Consider the following 24386-nt stretch of genomic DNA (forward strand, 5'->3'; position numbering starts at 1 on the left):
TGTCCTGCATTTTTTTTGATATTTGCGAAAAGATGTCAATTCCATGTCAAATACCCACGGTTTACATGTCAACAGCCTTGTTGCCACCTGTCGCATATATGGCTGTCATCAGAAAGATGTCCAATGTTAAGCTTGAAGCCCTGGAAACGTACAGAAAACAATCGTTCCGAAACCGGTTTGAAATCCTTACCACAAATGGCAGGGTTGCCTTAACCATCCCGGTAAGAAAAACGTTCGGAAATCATACTTTGACCAGCGAGATTAAAATCTGTTATGCACAACCATGGCAAAAAGTGATCCGGGGTGGACTGGAAGCTGCATATAACTCCTCCCCTTATTTCCTGTATTTCAAAGATGAGCTGTTCTCAATCTTCGCCGAAAGGCACGATAAGCTTATTGACCTCAATCATACTCTGTTGATGAAGATACTAGATTGGACAGGCATTCAGGCATCAATATCGTATACTCATGAATTTTATCATGAAGTACCAGGATGTCTGGATCTCCGCTATGCGATCCATCCTGGTAAAATCATTCCTGAAATGGTATTTCCTGAATATTTTCAAACGTTCTCTGACCGTTACTGTTTTCAGGCCAATCTGAGTATATTGGATTTACTCTTCAACTTGGGTCCGGAAGCAGGTAATTACCTTGATAATGTCAGACTACCCTGGATTAGCGGGGGTACTCAATCCTGATATGATAGATAGTCATAAGCTTTTTCTTGAAGATCTTCTTGATCCGTGTAATTTCTTTCAGGGTAATATTGGAATTGTCAAACTGACCCGTTTCAAGTTGCTTATCAATGATGTTATCCACCAGGGCATTGATAGAATCGCTGTCGTATGACTTCAGGCTCCGTGAAGCAGCTTCCACAGAATCTGCCATCATCAGGATTGCGGTTTCCTTGGAAAACGGAATAGGGCCATGATAGGTAAAATCTCTCTCATCTATCTCCTGGTCGGGAAATTCCTTCTTCTGCATTATATAAAAGTATTCCACCTTTCTTGTACCGTGGTGGGTTCTGATAAAATCTATGATCTGCTCAGGCAGCTTATGCTTTTTGGCTTTTTCTATACCTTTGATTACATGGCCAATTATTATCCTTGCACTTTCCTCATAGGTGAGTTCATCGTGCGGATTGACCCCTGTAGTCTGATTCTCAATAAAATATACCGGCATGTCCATTTTGCCAATATCATGGTATAGCGCTCCTGTTCTGACCAACAATGCATTTCCACCGACCTCAAATACAGCTTCTTCCGAAAGATTTGCAACCTGCAGGGAGTGCTGGAAAGTTCCGGGAGCTTTTAACGACAATTCCCTAAGCAGAGGATTATTAGTATTCGATAACTCTATCAGGGTTACATCGGTTATCAAACCAAAGAGTTTTTCGAAAATATATATCAGGGGATACGCAAACAAAGTCAGTACTGAATTACCGGCAAAAAAGGCGAAATTCAACGGGGCTATTTCTCTCAGACTTCCTTCCTGGATGAGATTTAACCCTGAATAAAGAACAGAATAGGTGAAGAAAATTGAAACAGAAGTCAGGAAAAATTGCGATCTGCGCTGAAGATTAGCAACAGTGAGAATTGCGCTTATACCCGCCATCATTTGGAGAAAAAGAAACTCAAAACTGTTGGGAACAAGGAAACCTGTAATAATAACTGTAATCAGGTGAACATACAGCGCCATCCGAGTGTCGAAAAATGCTCTTACCAGTATGGGTACCAGGCAGAGTGGAACAAGGTAAAGGTATGCAGGATGGTATGTAACAACCAGACTGGTAATAAACACAAGGAGCAATAAAATAACCAGAATCAGAAGAACTTTTTTATTGTCACGGAATACATCCTTCCGGAAATAATAAAGAAACATAGCCATTGCCCCCATGGCAATGCTGATCAGGATTATTTGTCCGGCAAGAATGAAATAATATGCCCCGCCGGCACCCAATTGTTCCTCATAATATTTCTTCAATGAAATCAACACCTGATACTTTTCGGTTGTAACCAAATCTCCTCTTGAAATTATTTTTTCTCCCGATAACACCATTCCCCGTGTTGGAGAAATTTCCGCCAGGATTTTTTCTCGCTCGTTAACTGTTTTAATCTCATCAAACAAAACATTATGTTGCAAATGATCAAATAAAAGAACGGAAAGCAACTCATGATCGAAAGTTGTACCAGGTCTTAACCAGCGGTTAATCAAATCATTGGCTTTATGAATGGTGAGTATACTGTCGGGGTTTGTCTCTTTAGCGATATTCCCCCTGATTAAGATAACATTAGCAGGTTTCGTAACAGGATCAAAAACAAAGGCAGGATCATAAATACCTTTATTATATAGCCTGTTAAGGAATAATTCAGCTTTTTCCAGGTTTCTGTCGTGAGACTGAATCTTCACCGTCGTATCGCCATACCTTTCTATCCAGGCTCTGTTAAACGCTTTGTGAAAATCGGCCCTGATCCGTGGAAAAATTGTCGTATCCAGGATAAAGTATGGTTTTGTTTGCCTCAATGCTTCAACCTGTTCTGCTTTTATCTGCTCCTCCGGCTTTAAGATGGAAAAGTCGAACGGGGCAAAGAAATCTTCGTGAAGCCAGGGTTTATTCCTGGAAAACTCATATTTAAATTTACCCTCTCTCGGGAAAACCAACACCAGGATGACAATAGCAGACAGAAACAATGCCGTCTTGTAAATATCCTGATACTTGTTGCGAAAAAAATTTAAGAGTTTTCCCATGCTTACCGACTAAACCACGAATATATGAATTTTGTTGTTATCAATGCTTTCAAGGGGCAATTTGTTCAAGCGATTCATATCTTTGTATCTTCATCCAGGAAAATATGGAAAAAGGATTTTGCAATATAGCCATGATACCGGTAAGAAGAGAACCTTCACATAAATCGGAATTGGTTACCCAATTGCTCTTCGGAGAGCCTTATCATGTTGATCTTCAGCAAGGGGAATGGCTTTTGATCCGTGGAGGATTTGATGATTATCCGGGTTGGATGGATGCTGGTCAGCACGAACCTGTTTCTGAAGAAGGCTTTAATTCATTGATAAAAAGTGAGTGGGTAGTTTCACAGCATCATTCAATTATAAAGGATACGATGACAGGATTGGATTTTGAAGTATATCCGGGATCTACCATACCGGAAGCGAACTTCAAAATTGGCAACAGGGTCTATAGCTTTGAAGGAAAGGCTTTACAAAAGAGTGAAGTTCTGCACCCCCGGGAAATAATCCTCCGGATGGCAGGATCATACATCAATTCACCGTATTTGTGGGGTGGTCGCACACCTTGTGGTATCGATTGCTCCGGGTTGGTACAGGTACTATTTAAAATTGCAGGCATTAATCTCCCCCGCGATGCTTTCATGCAGGCCAAACTCGGAGAGGATATCCATTTTATATCCGATGCAGTACCCGGTGATCTTTTGTTCTTCGACAACAACGAAGGAGAAATTGTACACACAGGAATTCTTTATAAACCTGATCTTATTCTTCATGCCTCAGGAAGAGTAAGGATCGACAAAGCAGACCATCACGGAATTTTTAGTCTTACCACCGGGAAATATACTCATAAGCTCAGGACGATAAAAAAAATCCTCTCATGATTTGAAATTTAATTTATTCGCATATCTTTGCCCCGTTCTTTACTTCAGTTTCTTCAGGGCAGGGTGATCATTGCGCAAGCATGAAATTCCCGACCGGCGGTAACAGTCCGCGACTCCCGAGTTATTCGGGACTGACCCGGTGGAATTCCGGAACCGACAGTATAGTCTGGATGGGAGAAGAAATGATCCAAAAGGCCACAAGCCTTCTTGGCAACATTTATTTATTTCCCCTGCTCTGAATGAGCAATGTATAATGTTAAACCAAGAAGGCTAAATCATGAAAAAGGCATTTCTCTCCATTCTGCTGATCGTTGTTTTTGCAACATTTTCCAACGGGCAAACAAAAGTAAACGGACGGGTAAGCGATGAGATATCCGGTGATCCGATTTCCGGGGTAAACATCTCAGTCCTGCACACAAATTTGGGCACGAGCACTCAAACCAATGGAAACTTTTCCCTTGAATTGTCAGATGGAAATTTCGTTGTTGAGTTTTCCTCCGTCGGGTATGTTTCATCACAAAAACAAGTTCAGGTTATGTCAGGTCAGGATATTGACCTGGGTAACATAAAGCTGAAACCTTTTATAATTGGTCTCCAGGAAGTAAGTATTATCTCATCGGTTGGCCGTGACAGATATACACCGGTCGCAATGTCTACTATTCCTTCGGCAAAAATTGAAACCCAACTTGGTGACCAACCCCTGCCTGATATTATGAAAATGGTACCCGGTGTTTATTCCGCGCGCACAGGAGGAGGAAGTGGCGATGCATCGGTCAGCATCCGCGGTTTTCAGCAGGAAAATGTCGCTCTCCTGCTAAATGGAATCCCTATTGGTAGTGTCGAAAACGGTCTTGTATACTGGAATAACTGGCTCGGACTATCCGATGCCACCCAGCAAATCCAGGTGCAAAGAGGATTGGGAGCCTCCAGGGTGGCACTTAACTCTGTCGGTGGTACCATTAATATATTAACTCATACTACCGAAGCACCGAAGGGTGGAGTGGTCAGGTATGCAATTACTGACTACGGAAACTCCAGATTCTCCCTGAGTTATAATACAGGGAAGCTTAAAAATGGAATGGCCGTTAGTTTTCTGGGTTCCAGAATAAGCGGCCCCGGTTACGTCGATGCAACCTATGTGGATGCCTGGGGATATTTCTTATCTGTAAGCAAGGAGTTTAACCATAAACATAAATTGGTTTTTGTAGGACTTGGAAACCCGGAAAGGCATGGCCAGCGCAATATTATGCTCACACAGGCAGAGACCGACCAGTATGGACTGAAATTCAACAAAGACTGGGGAAGCTATAATGGAAAGATAAACAATGCATCCGAAAACTTTTATCACAAACCCCATCTCAGCCTTAATCATTACTGGAACATTAACGAACGCAGTATGCTTGCAACTTCGATTTACTTCTCAAGCGGAAAAGGCGGGGGTAAGTGGTCTGATAAATTTATGACAAACCTGGGAATCGGAGGTTACCGCAATCCCTCCAACCAGATCGACTGGGAGAGTATTTACGTTAACAACAATACCCATACCGATTATTATGTCCTTGCAAACGGTGATACCGTAAGAGGATTTTCCAAAAATATACAAACCAACTTCCTGGCTAGTCATGTCTGGACGGGTATCATTTCCACTCTTGAACATAAACTGGGAGATAATTTTCAAATCATGGCCGGTATTCATTACCGGTATTTTAAATCTTCATTGCAGCAAAAAGTCAGAGACCTCCTGGGTGGTGATTTCTTTATTGATAATTATGCATATGCTGTGGATGGCATTGCAGGAAGACAGGAAATCAAAGGAGTCGGTGACGTGATCAAAATAGATAACGGTGCAATCATAAATTTCGCAAACCTTTTCGGTCAGGTCGAATATCACCGCAACCGTCTGCATGCTTTCCTTGCAGGAAGCATTTCATCCAACTGGTATCAACGCTATGATCATTATAACTATGTAAGCAACCCTGAAAGCAAAGTAGTTGAATTGTGGGGATTCGATGTAAAAGCAGGACTCAATTACAACCTGAATGAATATCATAATGTTTACTTTAACACAGGGTATTTCTCAAGAGTGCCTTACTATAAATACATATTTGGAAATTATACCAATGAGCCAACCCTTGAAACCAAAAACGAAAAGATCACTTCCGCTGAGCTGGGCTATGGATTCAGCCGCAACCTTACGGGGATCAAAGCCAATATATACTACACTTACTGGAAAGACAGATCATTCCTGGCCAACGAATACAATCAGTTTCTTGATCCAGTTATGATCAATGGTTTGGACGCTGAACATTTCGGAGTAGAAATCGAACTTTCACAAGGCTTTGGAAAGTATATAAGTTTGGGAGGATTGCTCTCCCTCGGTAACTGGCAATGGAAGAATAATGTATCGGCTGAAGTATACGACAACAATAATGTATTACAGGATACCGTGCAAATCTATGCCGATGGTCTTTACGTCGGAGACGCTCCACAGGTGCAAACCGGTATCACAGGAAAAGTACAATTCCTGAAAATGTTTGCTTTAACGGCCAATTACATTTACTACGACAAGCTGTATGCAGGATTCAATCCTGTATCCAGGAATAACCCGGCTGATACAGAGCAGCCTTATCGGATCCCATCGTATGCCTTGCTTGATTTGTTTCTGGATGTTAACTTCAAAATTGGATCGCTCCCGGCCGGAATCACAGTAAGTTGCTTTAACGCTTTAAACCACAAGCACATAATCAGAGGGCTCGACGGAACATCTCACAATCTGGACACATTCTCCGGGTTTTGGGGATTTGGAAGGAACTTCAGCTTCAGTTTTTCTCTAAGGTTTTAAAGCTTCAACCCAAGGTTGATAGCGATAACCAGGCTACAGGCTACAGGCTACAGGTTGCAGGCTACAGGCTACAGGTTGCAGGCTACAGGCTACAGGTTTCAGGTTGCAGGCCTCACACTCACAGCTTGTTCCTCTCGCTCCCTGCAACATGTAACCTGCAACATGTAACCTGCAACCTGCAACCTGCAACCTGACCCAATATTAATTTTTTCTTAAAAATATAAATTTATACCCCTATATACCAATCACATAGACCATTTTTGCTTATAAAGAATTTAGCAAATTCTTAATATTTTTTTAACTTTCTGCAAATTATTCCGTACTACTTTCGTCACAGGAATATTATTAACCAAAAACCCTAAATTATGAAAAGAAGCAATTATCTGCTCCTCTTGTGCTTTAGTGCACTGTTTCTGGCTGTGAATATCACCTATGGCCAGGGTACCCTTAAGGGAAAAGTTAAAGATGCATCCAACAACGTACCGCTTTACGGTGCCAGCGTCATGGTAGAAGGAACCGCTATCGGGATGGCTACCGATGAAGACGGTGTTTTCATGCTGACACTGGATGCAGGAGTTAAAAAGGTCGTCATTTCCTATGTTGGTTATGAGAAGATAACCATGGATGTGACGATCCAGAACGGACAGGTCACCGATGCAGGGACCATCAGGCTGGAGCCTATGGCTATCGGTATGGCCGGTATTCTTATTGTTTCCGATCGTGCCCGCGATCGTGAGACTCCGGTTGCCATGAGTAACATTGAAAAGAAGGAAATCGTCGACAGGCTTGGCTCAAGGGATATCCCTCTTATCCTGAACACCACTCCCAGCGTTTATGCTACCGCTCAAGGTGGTGGCGCCGGAGATGCCAGGATCAATGTCAGGGGTTTCAACCAGAGGAATGTAGCCATCATGATCAACGGTGTTCCCGTTAACGACATGGAAAACGGCTGGGTCTACTGGTCAAACTGGGACGGTATTTCCGATGCTACCTCTTCTATTCAGGTACAGCGTGGTTTGAGTGCCGTAAACCTTGCTACCCCTTCTATCGGAGGTACCATGAACGTGATCACCAGCCCCTCCGAAATGAAAGGTGGTGCCAGCGGCCGTTTTGAAGTAGGAAGCGGCAACTTTATGAAAACCACCATTTCAGCCAACACAGGCCTCATTGGCGGTAAATTTGCCATGAGCGCCAGCGTGGTCAGGAAAGTTGGAAACGGTATCATTGATGGTACATGGACAGATGCATGGGCCTATTACCTCGGCGCCAGCTACAATATTAACAAAAACCACCGCCTGGAAGTCTATGCAATGGGAGCTCCGCAAAAACACGGACAAAATATCTACAAGCAAAATATTGCAACCTACAGTCATGACTATGCAAAGTCCGTCCCCGGATATGATACCATGGCGTTCACAAAATTTAAAGAACAAAGCTGGAGATACAACCAAAACTGGGGTCCGGTGATTTCCACCTATAACGGAAAACAGGCTTACAACGGAAAAACCGACCATGATCGCTACTCCCCTACTATCCTGAATGAAAGGGAAAACTACTATCACAAACCTCTGGCCAACCTGAACTGGTATGCCCAGTGGAACAAGAAAGTCAGCCAGTTTACCACTGTTTATTACTCTGGTGGTAAAGGCGGTGGCTCCGGTACGGCAGGATCCCTTTTCAGAAGAGATGCTGACGGAGTCCTGGGAGGAAAAGATTATAAATACTATTATGGACCCAGCCCGTGGTCATGGGATTTCACCGAAACTGTCCTGGCTAACCAAAGCAATGAAGACACCATATGGATCGATAAAAAAGCTATCGTTCGCAAGCAGGGCCAATCCGTTGGTATCCTCAGGAACAGCGTTAACAACCAATGGACCATCGGTGCCATTTCAAAAGTGAAAGTTGAATGGTCAGATGTTTTCCGCACAACCATTGGTATTGACTGGAGAACCGCTGAAATCGAACATTACCGTGAAGTACGTGACCTTCTGGGTGGTATGTATTTCATGGATAATTCTGATGAATTCAATCCTAACAGACAAGTAGTTCTGGGTGATAAGATCGCCTATAACTTCACCAATAATGTGAACTGGATTGGCGGTTTCCTGCAAGGCGAATACCATACTGAACTTATTACCGCTTACGCTACAGTTGGTTATTCCACTATTAAATACAAACACAGAAACCATTTCACGAAATCCAAAACCGATCCGACACAACAACTGGAAATAGAAGCCGATCCTATTGCAGGATACCAGGCTAAAGGTGGTATAAGCTATAAGGCTTCCAGCACAATTACGGTTTTCGGTAATGTTGGTTATGTTAGCAAGGTGCCGATCTTCGACGCTGTCATCAATGATAATACCCATGAATTGATCGATGACCCGACAAATGAAAAATTCATCTCCGGTGAAATCGGCATGAACTTCCGTTCAAACGATGAGAAATTCAATGCTAATGTCAACCTTTACCATACCAACTGGAACGACAGGGTTATCACCGACCCGTATTATAGTATTGATAATAACGAAGGTATATTTGTCATCAATGATCTGGACGCTATCCATCAGGGTATTGAGGCCGACCTGGCACTTCAGCCCAACAAGTATTTCAGGATTGATGGTGCTTTTTCGATCGGCAACTGGAAACAGACCAACGACCCCAAAGCTACTCTGAAAAGGTACGAAGAAAACCTTCCGGATACATCCTTTACCATTTATGTAAAGGATCTGAAAACCGGTGATGCTCCTCAGACTCAGTTTGCTTTGTCGGGAACCGTATTTCCTGCTAAAGGACTTTATATCACCCTTTCCATGAAACACTTCGCCGATATGTATGCCGACTGGAATGTTATCAACCGTACTGACCCCAATGACAGAACCCAAAGCTGGAAGACTCCGGCATACACGGTTTTTGACCTGCACGTTGGATACACATTGCCAACCGGTCCTAAATACAAAGTGCAGCTTTTTGCACACATCTTTAACCTGTTTAATACTATGTATATCCAGGATGCAGTGGATAACAGCCAGTACAATTCATATATGGGTGCTGATAACCGCAACACCCACAGTGCAGCTGCCGCTGAGGTATACCTCGGATTACCCAGGTGGTTCAACACAGGTATTCAGCTTTCTTTCTAATGCATAACTTATCCAAAAAAATCCCCGGCGCCGCCAGGCCCGGGGATTTTGCTTTATCTAATAGATCATGAAAAAACTGAGAATATTACCGGCAATATTTTTAATCCTGCTCCTGAGCAGCTGTAGTAATAAAAATCAAACACCTGAACCAAATTATGTTGTTGTAGTCTCACTCGACGGCTTCCGCTGGAATTACCATGAAAACGCCAATACGCCGGTTATGGATTCGATAGCGAATGCAGGCGTTAAAGCCAAATCTCTTATCCCTTCATTCCCTTCCAAAACGTTTCCCAACCACTATTCTCTTGCAACCGGACTATATCCCGACCATCATGGCATAGTCCAAAACAGCTTTTATGATCCCGACCTTGACAGGTATTATGAGATCCGCAACAGGGAAGCTGTATCCGACAGCACTTTCTATGGTGGTGAACCTATCTGGGTAAGTGCTGAAAAGCAAGGGGTAAAAACAGCTTCTTTCTATTGGGTCGGATCGGAAGCGCCTGTTGGAGGAAAACATCCCACTTACTGGAAAAAGTACAAACATAGTTTCCCATTTGAACAAAGGATAGACACGGTCATATCGTGGCTAAACCTACCTGAAGAAATAAGACCAAGACTGGTTTTGCTTTATTTCCATGAACCCGACCATGTGGGCCATGTTTTCGGTCCCGATTCCGATTCTGTCAGAGTGACCGTAGAATACCTCGACAGCCTGATGGGTGTTCTTAGCAAAAAAATCAATTCTCTCGAAATAGCCGGCAATATAAATCTGATCATCCTTTCAGATCATGGTATGGGCTGGGTTGATCCGGAAAAAACGGTCTTCCTGGCAGATCACATTGATACAAATTGGTTCGAAACAATTCAGGGATGGAATCCCAATTTCTGCTTTAAAGTAAAACCGGAATATTATGATACCGCCTTTAACTCCTTAAAAAGAACCCCTCATATACAAGTTTGGAAACACGGTGAAGTACCGGAAAAATTTCATTACGGAACCCATCCCAGAACACTTGATTTTATTGTGGTTGCCGATCCGGGTTGCTGTGTGATGCTAAAAGAAGGGTTTTATCAATCCCCCGGAGCCCATGGATATGATAACTTTCATAGAGATATGCACGCAATATTTATGGCATCCGGACCCGATTTCCGTAAAGGATACATAGGACCCAGCTTCTCAAACATCCACGTTTATCCTTTGCTTGCAACCATTTTAGGCCTAACCCCGGCCCCGGTGGATGGGAAGAAAGACAGCATAGTGAATCTGCTGGATCCGCAAAAATATAGCGCTGAATGAAAGGGTTTTAATTTGGGAAAACGTTGCAGGTTGCAGGTTACAAGTTACAAGTTCCAAGTTGCAAGTTGCAAGGAGTGAGAGGAAAGAGATTTGAGTGTGAAGCATGCAACCTGTAACCTGCAGCCTGCAACCTGTAACCTGAAGCCTGTAACCTGCTCCACATTAAAGCAGCGGTTAACGTCGATGCCCTTTAGTTCACTTTCTTTCTCGCTTCCTCCTTCACTTTTTCCGCTTCCTGCCGGGCTTTTTGCATGATCCCATCCGATTGTCTGCTTCCTTCGGCTATGATCTGAGCTGCCTTCTTATCCGCCTCCTTCACCAGTTCTCCGGCAGTTTTCTTAGCTGCCAGTTCAGCCAGGGGGCCTTGTTTCTTGGCCTCATCAATAAGTTTCTGCGACTGCTTTGCAGCCTCATCCTTCGCTTTTTGAGCTGCAGCCTGGGCAGCACTCTTCACGTTATCGGCCTGTCTCTGGGCTTCATCCAGGATCTGCTTTGCCTCTTTATCAGCATCATCCAGGATTTTTTGGGCTTCGGCTTTTGCCTGTTGTTCCAGTTCCTCTTTCTTTTTATCCAGTTCCTGCTGGATATTCTGCTTCATATCATCCACAATGCTTTTGCCGCTTTTTGACAGATCTGTGCTTACCTTCGGATCGGTCACCGTCCCCCCAATCAAGACATCAAGATTGATGGTTTCACCAAGACTGAAAGAAGTACCACTTTTATTGGCCTTATCTACCAATCCCTGAAGCACATCATTGGCCTGAGCTCCCAATACCGACCTGGGTATCTGAAGATTCATCACATAATCAATCGATTGGTCAAGTGAAGTCCAGCCGCTTACCGTTGCCTTTGCATCTTTCATCACCATATCAAATGGCTTTACATTGATCCGTCCGTCGGCCACCTCAAAAAACAATCGAATCGCATTCAGGTCGATTTTCCTGAATTTATCGGTTTTTAATACATCCGACAAGCGATTGAGCGTGTTGACATTTTCCAGCGTAAGTTTGGAAGTATTCAATAATCCCGATGCAGCAAGGGTTTTCCAATCGGGTGTCATATCCTGTTGCAGGATGGTATTCAGTTTCATCTCCGTTGAAAAATTTCCTGCTGTATGCGCTGCTATAGGAGCAAATTTTTCCATCATAGAAAAAGCGCCAAATGCAGTCCCTATATCGATGTTGCTTAGTTTCAAGGTCATATCAGCGTATGGCTTTTCCTCGTCCCTGGTATCATACAAACCTGCCAGGCTTACACTGCCTTCAAAAATCTTTCCTGAAAGATTATTTATCCTTATCTGTTCATCCCTGATAATTATCTGCCCATGAATGTCGGTCATGGAAAGACCATCGTAGATAAGTTTTGTGAAATGAGAATTCATCGTAAAATCAATATCTCCTGGAACACGGAATGCACTGATCCCTGTTGTATCCACTGTTTCCGTTGATACTGTGGTCTCTTCTGTAGCGGCCTCCATGAAATCATCTGCATTGAACATCCTGGATGTTGTTTCCAGATTTCCCTGCAACTGCCCCTTCCCGAAAACATACGAAAGATAGTTAACTACTTTTCCTGTAGCCCTCATATCGCTGGAGGCATATGAAAAGTCAAGGTTAACAAGATCAAGATAGGCCGGTGAAAAATTCAACTGAGCACCGGATACCAGGAAAGGATGAGTATATCCAGGCATCCTGTATTCTAATCCTTTTACAAGCAAAGATCCCATTGCGCGAAACTTTTCATATTCCTCTTTTTCTAATGTTGAAAGATGCCCTTCCATTGAAATGTTCATTTCAAGCAAACCTTTCATGGTTTCACCCTCCTCAAGCGGATATATTTTTTCAATATGCGACAGATCAATCTTTCCTGCCGCAGCAGCGTTAATAAATGGATCAGATACAGGGGTTTTTACCAATAACTTAATATCGAAAGGATTACCCATCATGCTGAAATGGAAATTGTCGATCTGTACTACAGTATTGTCTATATCCCCTCCCTTGTTTTCGACATTTGCAGAAATCCTGATATCTGCCAGCGTTCCCGGCAGGTCGGGATATCGGAACGAACCCTCATTTACCGCAAGATCAAGCCCGAAAGAAGGAAGTGTATTTTCATTATACACTCCTTTTACATAACCACTAAGCGTGAAATTACCCTGGGTTTGAATCTCGCTGAAATCCTTCATATATATGGCAGGGACCATGGATAAAATATTGGAAAAAGTGTTTTCGGGAGCATTGAATGTCAGCATAAGCTGTATATCTTCCCCCGACATAGCCACGCTTCCATCAAACTCCAGGATGAGTGCATTCAATATGATACGGTTCCGGCTGAATTTGTAAATTGAATTTTTTAGATCGGCGTCCAGGATGGCATTAAAATCAAGCCGCGTACGGTTCAGATATGGAATACCATCCTGTACCACGGTTATTCCATCGGCTGTAGTTCTGGTATCCAGGCTTGTTTGGTCTTGCGAAAAATTTCCTGATAGCATATGATTCAAATTGTCAACCTGCAGGTAAGTCTTTCCTGGAATATCATCATAATAAAAGTATGCGTTTTCCAGAGTGAATCTCCTGAGTGCAATTTTAAATCCGCTGCTTTCAGTTTTAGTCTGCTCCTCTAAAGCCGGAGCTTCTTCAGTGGCCTGAAATATATCCCAATTCGCCTGCCCTTCTTCAAGAACCTTTAATTTTACCACAGGATGAGCGACCCCTATGCTTTTAATCTCATAAGCCTCTCCCTTAAAAAGACTCATAAGATTTATGACCGCAGAGACTGATTTGACAGAAGCCAGTGTATCATCCTGAAAATCATCTACCCCGATGACTGTCAATTCATCGAGATGAAAAGACATATTGGGAAAATGGGGTATCAGGGAAACACCAAAATCTTTGAAATCAACTCTGGCCGTTATCTGTTTATTGATTTCCTGCTTCACCATTTCCATGATCTTCGATTTGAAAATCAATGGGATGACCGCAATGGCAATAATGAGAACAACAATTACAGATATAATAATTTTCAATATTACCCGTGACTTTTTCTTTTTCTGCTCCATTTGGAAATGTATTAAGGTTTATTATTAAACAAGTTAAGGATAGTCAAAGTTTAATCGCATGGTTGCGCAGCATATGGTCTGCAATTACCAGAGCCGTCATTGCTTCCACGACGGGTACGATCCTTGGGACCGCACAAACATCATGACGGCCGGATATCCGGATTTCCTCTTCCTGCCCCCATTTATTTAATGTTTTCTGGGCCATACCGATGGAGGATACGGGCTTGAATGCAATATTGAAGACAATATCATTCCCGTTGGTGATTCCACCCTGTATTCCTCCATCGTTATTGGACTTTGTTGATATCTTTCCCTGATTTAATACAAAGGCATCATTATATTCGGATCCGGTCATCCCGGCTGACTTCATCCCAGCGCCGAATTCAAATGCCCGGGCAGTAGGAATGCTTATCATTGCCCTGGCAAGATCGGCGCTTATTTTATCAAACACGGGTTCTCCGAGACCGGCAGGTATATCACTGACAACACATCGGATCATTCCTCCCAGAGTGTCACTTTTCTGAACCGAATTCTCAATCAGGCTCAGCATAGCCTGACTCGCCTCGTGAGAAGGACAATATACCGGTGAATTGTATACCGTTTCGGGAAGGAAATGTATCGGAAGCTCATCCACCTTCACCGATCCTATTTGTGTAACAAAGGCCAGGATATTTATTCCGTACCGTTCAAGCATCAGTCGTGCAATTTCCCCAGCTACCACTCTGGCCACCGTCTCCCTCCCGGAAGCCCTTCCACCACCCGAGGATTGAGGTCTTCCGTATTTGGAGTAGTACGTGTAATCAGCATGGGAAGGGCGAAATACGTTTTTAAGGTGATCATATTCAGAAGGATCGGCCATTTTGTTTTGTATCATGTACGCAATAGGACCACCCGTGCTGATCCCGCCATCAATGCCAGACAGCCAGTTAATTGAATCTTCTTCCTTTCGCGTTGTTGTCCCGGGAATATCAGGATTGTTCCTTCTTCGTAAACCTTCCCGGATTAGAGATTCATTTATTGCAATACCTGCAGGAAATCCATCCAATACACCCCCAACGGCAGTTCCGTGAGATTCTCCAAATGTTGTCAAACGAAGCATCAAACCAAAATAATTCCCAGGCATAAAAGAATAATTAATGTATTTTCAATCTGAACACCAATGAATGATCCATTGAAAACCATATGTATAGCATACAATATTATTACAAGAATACTTTGCTACATGTGGATTCCATCATACCATTAATGCATGATTATGGCATGATGAAATTAGCAATAATACCCGGGATTGTCAAATAAAAACCAGGAAAGAATTATTCACAAACAAAAAAAATGAGACAGAGTATCAATCACGAAGCATCTTCATCTTGGCTTCCATGAGAGCAAGCTCTTCTTTGGCCTTCTGAATCTTCTTTTCAAACTCTTCTTTCAGGATATTAGCCTTTTTTGAATTGGCCAGAAAACCAATATTGTTTTCCCAGAGCATGATTTCTTCCCTTAGCTGGCTAATCCTGGACGACAAGGTTGTCTTTTCCCGTTTTATCATCCTGTTGCCTTCGGGAGCTTCTTTCATGTTTTCAAAACGGTTGCGATAGTCGGATACATCAAGTTCCATCGCACTGATCTTAAGCTTTTCGAGCTGTTCATTCACAACTTCCCTGAAATGACGGTTGACCCTCTCCTTGTCTTTGATCGGAACAAAACCGATTTCCATGAATTGACGCTGAAAATCCTTGATTACTTCAAGGTTCGCCGATTTATCATCTCCATAAGCATGGGTTTTGACCTTTTCTATCAGCTCCATCTTCATTTTCAGGTTATCACCCTCGGTGGAATGTATGTTTTTAAAATATTCCGATTTCCTGTTAAAAAACTCATCACAAGCAGCCCTGAAGCGTTTCCAGATTTTATCAGAATGCTTTTTAGGAACCGGACCTATCTTTTTCCAGTCTTTTTGAAGATTGATCAGGTCCTGAGTGGTCTTCTTCCACTCTGTGCTGTCTTTTAAATTCTCCGCCTGTACACAGATGTCAAGCTTAAGATTATAATTGTTAAGCTGTTCCTGTTTGATAGAATTCAGGAACTCCTTTTTATTATTAAAGAAGGTATTGATGGAGGCCTTAAATCTCGCCCATACTTCATCATTGTGCTTTTTGGGTGCTCTTCCAATACTTTTCCACAACTTGAATAACTCATCTACCTGATCGGTCAGCTCCTGCCAGTCTTTCATTTTAACAGGCTCAGCAGCAAGCACCATTTCGATGCGATCGCAAAGAGCCTGTTTTGCCAGGAGGTTCTTTTCCTGGTCTTCATGAAGCTTTTCATAGTATTCCTTACGGCGATCATTGATCTTTTCCGTGGCCATCCGGAAACGCTCCCATATCTCATCCCTTTTGTCGGCAGGTACAGGACCAACTTCCTTCCACTCGTCGTGATATTTTTGTAACTGCTTAAAAGACTTTATGATGGATGTTTCAAGCAGCAATTCTTCAGCCTTTTCGCATAATTCAACCTTTAGCTCAAGGTTCTTTTTCAGATCAAGATCTCTGAGTTCTTTGTTGATTTTTACTTTATCAAAAAACTTTTCAACAAGGAAGTGATATGACTGCCAGAGGTTAGAAACCTCACCGGAAGGAACCATTCCGATCTCCTTCCATTTGATCTGCAGCTCCTTAAATTCATCATAAGTCTTTTTAAGGGTTTCTTCCGAATTGATGAGATCCCTGAGCTTTTCCAGTATATCCTGCTTCTTCGCCAGGTTCTCTATCTTTGTATGTTCAAGCCCTTCGAGGAAAGTCCTCCGATTATCCTTATAAATGTTAAAGGCAGCATTAAATCTCATCTCAACCGGGTCTTCCGCAGCCTGAAAATCTTCAGCATTGCCTCCCTGTTTTAAAAACTCATCTAATTGTGCCTTTTTCTCTTCTTTGCTCTTTTTCAGGAATACTACTTTAACACCTGCTACTTTGTTACGGATCAGGGAAACATTGGATTCAGTAACGAGGGCTTCCAGTTTTTCCACCAATTCTTCACGGGTCAAGGCAGCCAAAGCTTCCGGAAGGAAAGTATGATCAACCTCGTCCTCTGAAACCTCAGTTTCTTCTTCCTCTTCATCATCATCGCTATCTTCATCTTCCAGTTCCGTCAGATCAATTCCACGTACATTCTCTTCATGATCGTCAGCATCAGCCGATTCATCTGCCTTAACTTCTTCCTCTTCCTTAACCTCAGTTACCGTCAATGCCACAACAGGCTCCTCCTTTTTCGTAGGCTCATCTTCGGGTTCATCAACAGATTCAGGCTTTTCTTCCACTTCTTCTGTTACCGCTTCTTTAATGGTTTCAGCTTCATGGTCTACCTCAACAACCGGCTCATCATTGACTACAGAATCGATAGGTATGTTTTCTTCAGCAGGTTGGACTTCCCCGGACGGGAGCTCGTCCGCTATATTCTCCGGAGAAGGATCAGGAATGATTTCTTTGTTTTCAGCCGCTTCTTCAGAATGGCTATTCGTTTGTTCATTGTTCTCAGTGTTCTCCGGCCTGATTTCAGGCTTTTGATCAAGGTGCTCTTTGTTATCCATCAGATTCAAGGATCAGTTTTGATATAAAGTGTCTAATGAAAGACTTATAAGTTAAACCGTTTATAACGGAGTGCAAAAATAGCAATATTTTAATATCCTAAAAACATTTTCCTCTAAACTGTACTGTTCGCTTATCCGTTGGAATCTTTCTTTGTTTTTCCTGTATTGCTTGGGTTTAATCAAAAGAAGACCTGTTAAACAGAATATAACCAAAATTCAGGAAAATGCTAAAGCGGTCATTTGCCCGGTCGTAATAATTCAGGCTGAGACTGAGTGGACCCAATGGGCTGTGCCAAACAAGAGCGGCTGTCCCCATCAGGGAACGGTCAGAAAAAGGTTTTCCAAATTCTACGGTTTGATCGGGCATCTGGATAATCTCCCTGTACGGCTGGAAAATGTATACTTCCAAACGGAAATTTACTTTTGAAACAATTTTTGTCACTGACTTTAATCCTACAGAAACAAAATTGTGCGAACGGTATTTGGGAAGGAATAATACCATGCTTTCAGGAATAGGCTCAAACGCGGGTGACAATAAGATGGTTGAAGTATAATTATGGAACCGGGGCTGATTGGAAATGAGCAATTCGCTATAGAACCCAAATCCGAAGCGTCCCAGACGTTTAAAATAATCATCCCAGATCATCCGGAATTGAAACCACTGATGATATTTGATATAAACAGATTTATCTATGGAGGTCGAACCGGGAATGTTCTTTTCACGCCCGTTAATATAGCGAAGAGATAACAAAAACCGTGCTCCCCTGTTTGCATACTGTTTGTGATTCAAAGAATTTAATTCCATGAGCAACCTGGGCGAGACAAAATCAAAATAAGTGATATCTGCTGTGTCAGTACGTGTAAAGTAATTGGTCTGGTAATATTCTTCCTTCATCCTCACCACCTCACCTCCGCCCAGAAGCTTCCCTGTATTTTTCACAGGGACACCACCATCCAACCAAAACAGACTTTCGTTTTCCCTCAGGTAAGACGGGGTCGGATCCTCATAAAAACGCACAGTGTTTTTGAAATAATCCCTGAAATTATATGTAAATCCCCCTTCCAGCATAAAAGGATTTTTCGAAGCAAAATCAATACGGGTCTTACCCTGTGCTGAGGTATAAAACCGTCCGAAATAAACGTTGGCTGATGTGGTATAAGCCTGGTAGCCTAAATGTTTAAACATAAGTTCAACATATGCTTCGTTTGCAACCGACGACCCAAGGCTGCCTCCAAAGCTGATGCGAAACTTGTCGGCAGGTTTCATCTCCAGATGAAGATTGTAAAATCCCGTGGCCGGCTGAAATATCATTTGGGGGAAAATATAACTTATCTTGTTGTCTGCCACTAATTTAAAATACTCAGCGGTTAATTCTTCGAGAGTAATAATTTCGGCTTTGTGCTTTAATTGCTGCGTTACGTATCGCGATTGTGCTTTGTTTAATCCGGAGATTATAATGGAATCAATAAGGTAAGCAGGCTTTTTTAGGTCAAACAGCTCCCTTCTGAAATCTTGTTCCCAGGATGTAGTTCTGGCTTCTATAAGATCTTCAAGCTCTTTTCTGTGACGCATCGTCATGATATATCCTGAATCTATAAACTCTTGCGTCCTGCTAAAATCAACGATATTCACCCTGCCAAGCTGATGTTCAAGGAGTATCCCGTTCTCCGGAATTACACTGTAATCCGTTTTGGCTACAAGCATATTCTGGATCTGTGATAAAATATCATCCTGTTCGGGAGCATCGTAATTACCGGCCGCCTTACTCCCAATGATCACATCCGGATGAAAATCTTCCATCATCACATCGGCAGGGAAATTATTATACATTCCTCCATCGAACAAGAGCATGCTATCCAGCTCTATGGGCTTAAAATAAAATGGAAACGTCATAGAGGCTCTGACCGCCCTTCCCAGCTGTCCCTCTGATAAAATAACAGCCCGGCTGTTTTCAATATCAGACGCAACACAACGGAATGGTATCATAAGGCTGTCAAAATCATACCTTGCAGCCGCGCTGGCACTGCAGAAAAACTGCATGAACTCAAAATCCATCTCACTGGGGGAAATGAGATTCGTAGGTAGCCTGGAAATCATCTTGTTCTTCCGGGCATCATAATCAAAACTGATACTCGCCCAGGAAGCATCCGGCCTGTCTTCCTTAAAATAATATATGTATTGCTTTTGTAATTCCCCGGTCGCCCATCTTGAGAAATCTTCCGATACCATGATGGCTTCAATTTCTGCCGGACTGTATCCACTGGCATAAAGCCCCCCTACAATGGCTCCCATGGAAGTCCCGGTTATATAATCAACGGGTATTCCGATTTCTTCCAACGCCTTGATTACCCCAACATGCACAACCCCTTTAGCCCCTCCTCCGCTTAATACCAATCCTACCTTCTGGCCATGCAGAAACATAACCAAAAACACCAGTATGAATAATATAGAGGCTCTGAAATAATAAGGCTTCATTGACATCAATCGGGTAGTCTTTACGAAACTACCCTAAAGATACAATATTGCGTGTAATTAAATAAAAAAGTCTTTAACAAAAGTTTGTTCAAAACAGTGCTTATAAAGTTCTAAACCTTATCCAAAGCCTGTTCAAGATCGTGAATAATATCCTCAATATCCTCTATCCCAATTGAAAGCCTTACCAATCCATCGGTAATTCCCGCCTTTTCTTTGGCTTCCCGGGTCAGCTTTGAATGAGTCATGGATGCAGGATGTTGAATAAGGGTCTCTATTCCTCCAAGTGAAACAGCCAGTAAAGCCAGTTTCACATTATTCATCATGGTCTTGCCGGCATCTAAGCCTCCTTTGACTTCAAAGCTTATCATAGCTCCCGGTCCATCCATTTGCCGCCTGGCAAGATCAAATTGCGGATGGCTCTTCAACCCGGGATACATAACCCACTCAACTTTTGGATGCGACTCCAGATATTCGGCAACCTTTATGGCATTTTGCTGGGCCCTGTCAATACGGATACCGAGTGTCTTCAACCCCCTCCGTACCATGTATGCCTGATGCGGATCCATGTTGCATCCCATGTTGGCCATTACAGACCTGAGCAACCGGTAGTCTTTTTCAGATTTCGCAACCAACATCCCTGCTACAATGTCTGCATGGCCATTAATAAACTTAGTCATAGAATGTAATACGATATCTGCACCTAATTCCAAAGGCCTTTGAAGATATGGACTGCAAAAGGTATTATCAACGCAAAAGGTAATATTTCGCTCATGTGCAATTTTTGCCAATGCTTCAAGATCGGATATACCAATGGTTGGATTGGCAGGGGTTTCTGTGTAAATCAATTTGGTATCCGGACGAATGGCATCCAATACATTCTGTATATTGGTAGTGTCTACATAGGAATATTCCACTCCAAATCTGGAAAACAGAGTTTCCATTACCCCTCTGGCAGGCCCATAAACCGCATTATGGCTAACCATATGCGCTCCCGCACCCAGGTATGCCATGTAAACACTGGTAATTGCCCCCATCCCGGAAGATGTCGCTATTCCTCCAAATCCACCTTCCAGATCGGCTACCGCCCTCTCCAATTCCTCTATGGTGGGATTACCAATACGTGTGTATATATAACCGTCGTCCTCTCCCGTAAAACAGGCCGCACCATGATCAGCATTTTTAAACTTAAATGTCGATGTCTGGTAAATTGGCATGGTGGCACTTCCCAGAGAATCCTCAAAACCTCCGGCATGAATCAGTTTTGAGTTAAATCCTGCATTCTTGTTTTCCATGTTATTGCATTTTGAAATTGATGATAATATCTTGTCTCTTCACTAAAGATTTCATGAAGAAAACTTAATGATCGCAAAGATTCTGCCCAGCTATCAGATTGCCATTTAATAATTCCTTTGCCAGAATATCTGCATCCTTTCTTTCTGCTCCAGTGTATACGTTTATCCCATGTTCATTGAAAATATTAATAGCCCTCTGTCCTATCCCTCCTGTTATTACATCAGTAACACCTTGTTCAGCCAACCAACTGGGGATAATACCGGGTGCATGTGGTGGCGGTACTAAAGAACCTTCATCATTAACATCCTGTCCCTCTGCATCATAAATCCTGAAAACAGGTGCATGACCAAAATGAGCGCTTAAAATATTGTTTTCCACAGGAATTGCAATTCTTCTTTTCATGGTCTGGATTTTTTTGTCAATAATCTATTGTAAAAATGCCCGGCAAATATAATGAACATATGCTCAAAATAAAAGCGGAAATAAAAAAAACCGGTCTGATCGACCGGAAATTTTTAAAAAGGCCAGAAATTATTGTCATTCCAGATCTTTTCCTTCAGGTCTTCATTCAACCTGTGCAATAGATGATGATGCCCCTTTTCCCAATCAGCCAGCATCTGATATAACTCCTTTTCGTTCGGGTCTGTTGCTTCAGTTGCCCGTTTCGAATATACCTCAATGGCGCGGTTCTCAAAATCAATGGCAGCCGAAATTGCAGCTGCTTCAAAACTGGCAGCCGAAATCTCATTTCTGATCTTCTCCGTCAGAATATCTGTTATGTCATGATCATCGACTACATTACCCGGGTCATTCTTCATGAACGCCTTGTTCTTTTCGTAGTGGGCAAATTGCTTCGAGAGAAACTCCACATGAGCATCCTCTTCTTCCGACATCATCTGAAATATTTGCCTGACATTCTCATTGGCAGTTTGCTGCGCAACAGTTGAATAAAAGGCTTTCCCTCTTCTTTCCAACAAAATCGCAGTCTTCAGGATATCTATCGCGGTTTTCTTTTCCATGTTTTTTTCTGCAAAAATACCGTATTTTGCTTACGTTTCCTATTCAGGAATGACAGCAATGGTTTTTTTCTAACTTTGCATATACAGGATCTTTCGTTATGAGTGAAATTACAAGGTTTCTGGAAAACCTCTTCAAAAAATGGTCGGGAATAACTCCGGTTTATTCTGAAAAACTGAGTCCATCGGGTTCTAACCGGAAATACTTCAGGATTGCCGCAGAAAGTATCAGTGTTATTGGCACCTTCAACGAAAACGTAGAAGAAAACCAGGCTTTCTTTTATCTTACCGGCCATTTTAGAAAACAACAGCTTCCGGTTCCTGAAATTTATGTCATCGACGATTCGGGTAAATTTTACTTACAGGAAGACCTTGGTGATACTACGCTTTTTGAGTTGATCAGCAAGTCGATGAACGATGGAAGTCTGAATGATAAGGTCGTTAAGCTGATAAACCAATCTATAGAAACATTGCCTTCCTTCCAGATTATGGCTTCAAAAGGACTCAATTTCTCGCATTGCTACCCTGTAAAGGCTTTCGATAAGCAATCAATTTCATGGGATCTTAATTATTTCAAATATTTCTTTGCAAGGCTCCTCGACATCCCTTTTAATGAAAAAAGGCTGGATAATGATTTTCATTCCCTGATACGCTTCCTCACGGAAAAACCTTTCAAATATTTCATGTACAGAGACTTCCAGTCGAGGAATATTATGATAGTAAACGATAAACCTTATTTTATCGATTATCAGGGTGGAAGAAAAGGCCCTATTCAATATGACGTCGTTTCGTTTCTTTTTCAGATTAAAGCCGGATTTTCAGAAGCAGATCAGGATAAATTTCTGAAAAGATACCTTAATAGCATCTCACAATTTGAAGCAATCAGCAAAGCTGAATTCCTTAAATATTTGCCCGCATTCATTCTTCTGCGATATATGCAGGTATTGGGTGCTTATGGATACCGGGGAATCATAGAAAGAAAAAGTCATTTCCTGGAAAGCCTGCCGCTAGCCATCAACAAATTCAGATCCGGAATTCACAAGCTTAATATTCCCGTCCACCTTCCTGAAATTATAAATATTTTTGAACATTTGCCCATAACCTCACAGAAAAAACCTGACGAACTAACCGTTATTGTTAATAGTTTTTCTTACAAACAAGGAGTACCTCTTGATGATAGCGGACATGGCGGTGGTTTTGTTTTCGATTGCAGAAGCCTGCCCAACCCTGGCAGAGAAGAGCACCTGAGCCGTTTTACAGGCAAAGACCAACCCATTATCACTTACCTCGCGGAAAAAAGAGAAACCTCTGTGTTTCTTTCCCATGTTTTCTGTCTTCTTGATAAAGCCATTGAAAACTACCTTTCCAGGGGCTTTACAAACCTGCAGGTGAACTTTGGCTGTACGGGAGGAAAACACCGCTCTGTTTATTGTGCAGAAAAAACCGCCTGGCATATCAAACAAAAGTTCTCCGTAATTGTAAAGTTAAATCACAGGGAAATTGAATCTTAAGATGAAATTACTATGGCAAAAAAAATATGCTCCTCCACGAAACAGGATAGAATTGACAAACAGAAAAATGCAAAGTTTAAATGTAAATCATGCGGGATGACTGCCAAACAAGAAAAACACCTTTGTAAACCATCTAAAATCTGAACGAATTGAATGCCATCATACTTGCTGCCGGCTTAGGAACTCGATTGCGTCCACTTACCCTTGACAGGCCGAAAGCTTTAGTGGAAATAGATGGTATTCCAATGCTGGAACTCACTATCCACCGGCTTAGAAATGCAGGTTTTACCCATATCGTGATTAATGTTCACCATTTTCACGATAGAATCAAAAGTTTTCTTGAAAGCAATATCTTTTCGGGAGTCAGGATTGATATTTCAGATGAATCCTCTTTGCTGCTCGATACAGGAGGTGGAATAAAGAAAGCTTCGCTGTTCCTGCAAAAAGATACCCCCATTCTCGTTCATAATGTTGATGTTTTTACTGATCTTGATTTTTCTGAAATGATGGCCTGGCATAAAAAAAATCAGGC

General features: G+C 42.3%; 15 protein-coding genes and 1 riboswitch. Of the genes, 7 read left to right on the plus strand and 8 right to left on the minus strand.

The features are described from left to right. The first annotated feature begins 32 nt into the window (after positions 1 to 32). Positions 33 to 698, plus strand: coding sequence for a WbqC family protein (locus KKA81_11675; protein ID MBU2651587.1), 666 nt, complete (start codon positions 33 to 35; stop codon positions 696 to 698). Here the strand turns inward: KKA81_11675 and KKA81_11680 are convergent. Next, positions 676 to 2748 carry an HDIG domain-containing protein gene (locus KKA81_11680; protein ID MBU2651588.1) on the minus strand — a complete coding sequence of 691 codons (2073 nt, stop codon included), beginning with the start codon at positions 2746 to 2748 and terminating at the stop codon, positions 676 to 678. The genes KKA81_11675 and KKA81_11680 overlap by 23 nt on opposite strands. 104 nt (positions 2749 to 2852) lie before the next feature. Between KKA81_11680 and KKA81_11685 the strand changes: the two genes are divergently transcribed. From KKA81_11685 to KKA81_11700, 4 genes are all read left to right on the plus strand, one after another. Beyond that, positions 2853 to 3626, plus strand: a complete 774-nt coding sequence (locus KKA81_11685; protein MBU2651589.1) for a C40 family peptidase — start codon at positions 2853 to 2855, stop codon at positions 3624 to 3626. A 45-nt stretch (positions 3627 to 3671) separates the two neighbouring features. Beyond that, positions 3672 to 3812: riboswitch (FMN riboswitch) on the plus strand. 91 nt (positions 3813 to 3903) lie between these two features. Next, positions 3904 to 6468 carry a TonB-dependent receptor gene (locus tag KKA81_11690; protein ID MBU2651590.1) on the plus strand — a complete coding sequence of 855 codons (2565 nt, stop codon included), beginning with the start codon at positions 3904 to 3906 and terminating at the stop codon, positions 6466 to 6468. A gap of 365 nt (positions 6469 to 6833) precedes the next feature. Beyond that, complete coding sequence (locus tag KKA81_11695; protein MBU2651591.1) at positions 6834 to 9614, plus strand: TonB-dependent receptor; 2781 nt, start codon at positions 6834 to 6836, stop codon at positions 9612 to 9614. A gap of 67 nt (positions 9615 to 9681) precedes the next feature. Then, positions 9682 to 10914, plus strand: a complete 1233-nt coding sequence (locus KKA81_11700; protein ID MBU2651592.1) for an ectonucleotide pyrophosphatase/phosphodiesterase — start codon at positions 9682 to 9684, stop codon at positions 10912 to 10914. Between the two features lie 190 nt (positions 10915 to 11104). On the opposite strand, the gene KKA81_11705 is transcribed toward KKA81_11700, so the two are convergent. From KKA81_11705 to KKA81_11735, 7 genes are all read right to left on the minus strand, one after another. Then, entirely contained in the window at positions 11105 to 13975 is a 2871-nt protein-coding gene (locus KKA81_11705) for a hypothetical protein (GenBank protein ID MBU2651593.1), read from the minus strand. Positions 13976 to 14018: 43 nt separating this feature from the next. Further along, positions 14019 to 15098: a chorismate synthase gene (gene aroC, locus KKA81_11710; GenBank protein MBU2651594.1), complete on the minus strand. Its 1080-nt coding sequence runs from the start codon at positions 15096 to 15098 to the stop codon at positions 14019 to 14021. Positions 15099 to 15320: 222 nt separating this feature from the next. Then, positions 15321 to 17558, minus strand: coding sequence for a DUF349 domain-containing protein (locus tag KKA81_11715; GenBank protein ID MBU2651595.1), 2238 nt, complete (start codon positions 17556 to 17558; stop codon positions 15321 to 15323). A 175-nt stretch (positions 17559 to 17733) separates the two neighbouring features. After that, positions 17734 to 19980: a patatin-like phospholipase family protein gene (locus KKA81_11720; protein MBU2651596.1), complete on the minus strand. Its 2247-nt coding sequence runs from the start codon at positions 19978 to 19980 to the stop codon at positions 17734 to 17736. Positions 19981 to 20144: 164 nt separating this feature from the next. Then, on the minus strand, positions 20145 to 21326 hold the full coding sequence (locus tag KKA81_11725; GenBank protein ID MBU2651597.1) for an aminotransferase class I/II-fold pyridoxal phosphate-dependent enzyme: 1182 nt from the start codon (positions 21324 to 21326) through the stop codon (positions 20145 to 20147). A 64-nt stretch (positions 21327 to 21390) separates the two neighbouring features. Beyond that, the gene (locus KKA81_11730) at positions 21391 to 21729 is read right to left on the minus strand and encodes a NifB/NifX family molybdenum-iron cluster-binding protein (protein MBU2651598.1); all 339 of its coding nucleotides are present in this window, start codon (positions 21727 to 21729) and stop codon (positions 21391 to 21393) included. Between the two features lie 113 nt (positions 21730 to 21842). Then, positions 21843 to 22346, minus strand: coding sequence for a ferritin family protein (locus KKA81_11735; protein MBU2651599.1), 504 nt, complete (start codon positions 22344 to 22346; stop codon positions 21843 to 21845). Between the two features lie 98 nt (positions 22347 to 22444). Between KKA81_11735 and KKA81_11740 the strand changes: the two genes are divergently transcribed. Both KKA81_11740 and KKA81_11745 read left to right on the plus strand, forming a co-directional pair. After that, entirely contained in the window at positions 22445 to 23854 is a 1410-nt protein-coding gene (locus KKA81_11740) for a phosphotransferase (protein MBU2651600.1), read from the plus strand. Positions 23855 to 24003: 149 nt separating this feature from the next. Next, positions 24004 to 24386 (plus strand): NTP transferase domain-containing protein (locus KKA81_11745; GenBank protein MBU2651601.1); only part of this gene is annotated, 383 nt, incomplete at its 3' end.

This window comes from Bacteroidota bacterium, from assembly GCA_018831055.1.
Classification (GTDB): domain Bacteria; phylum Bacteroidota; class Bacteroidia; order Bacteroidales; family B18-G4; genus M55B132.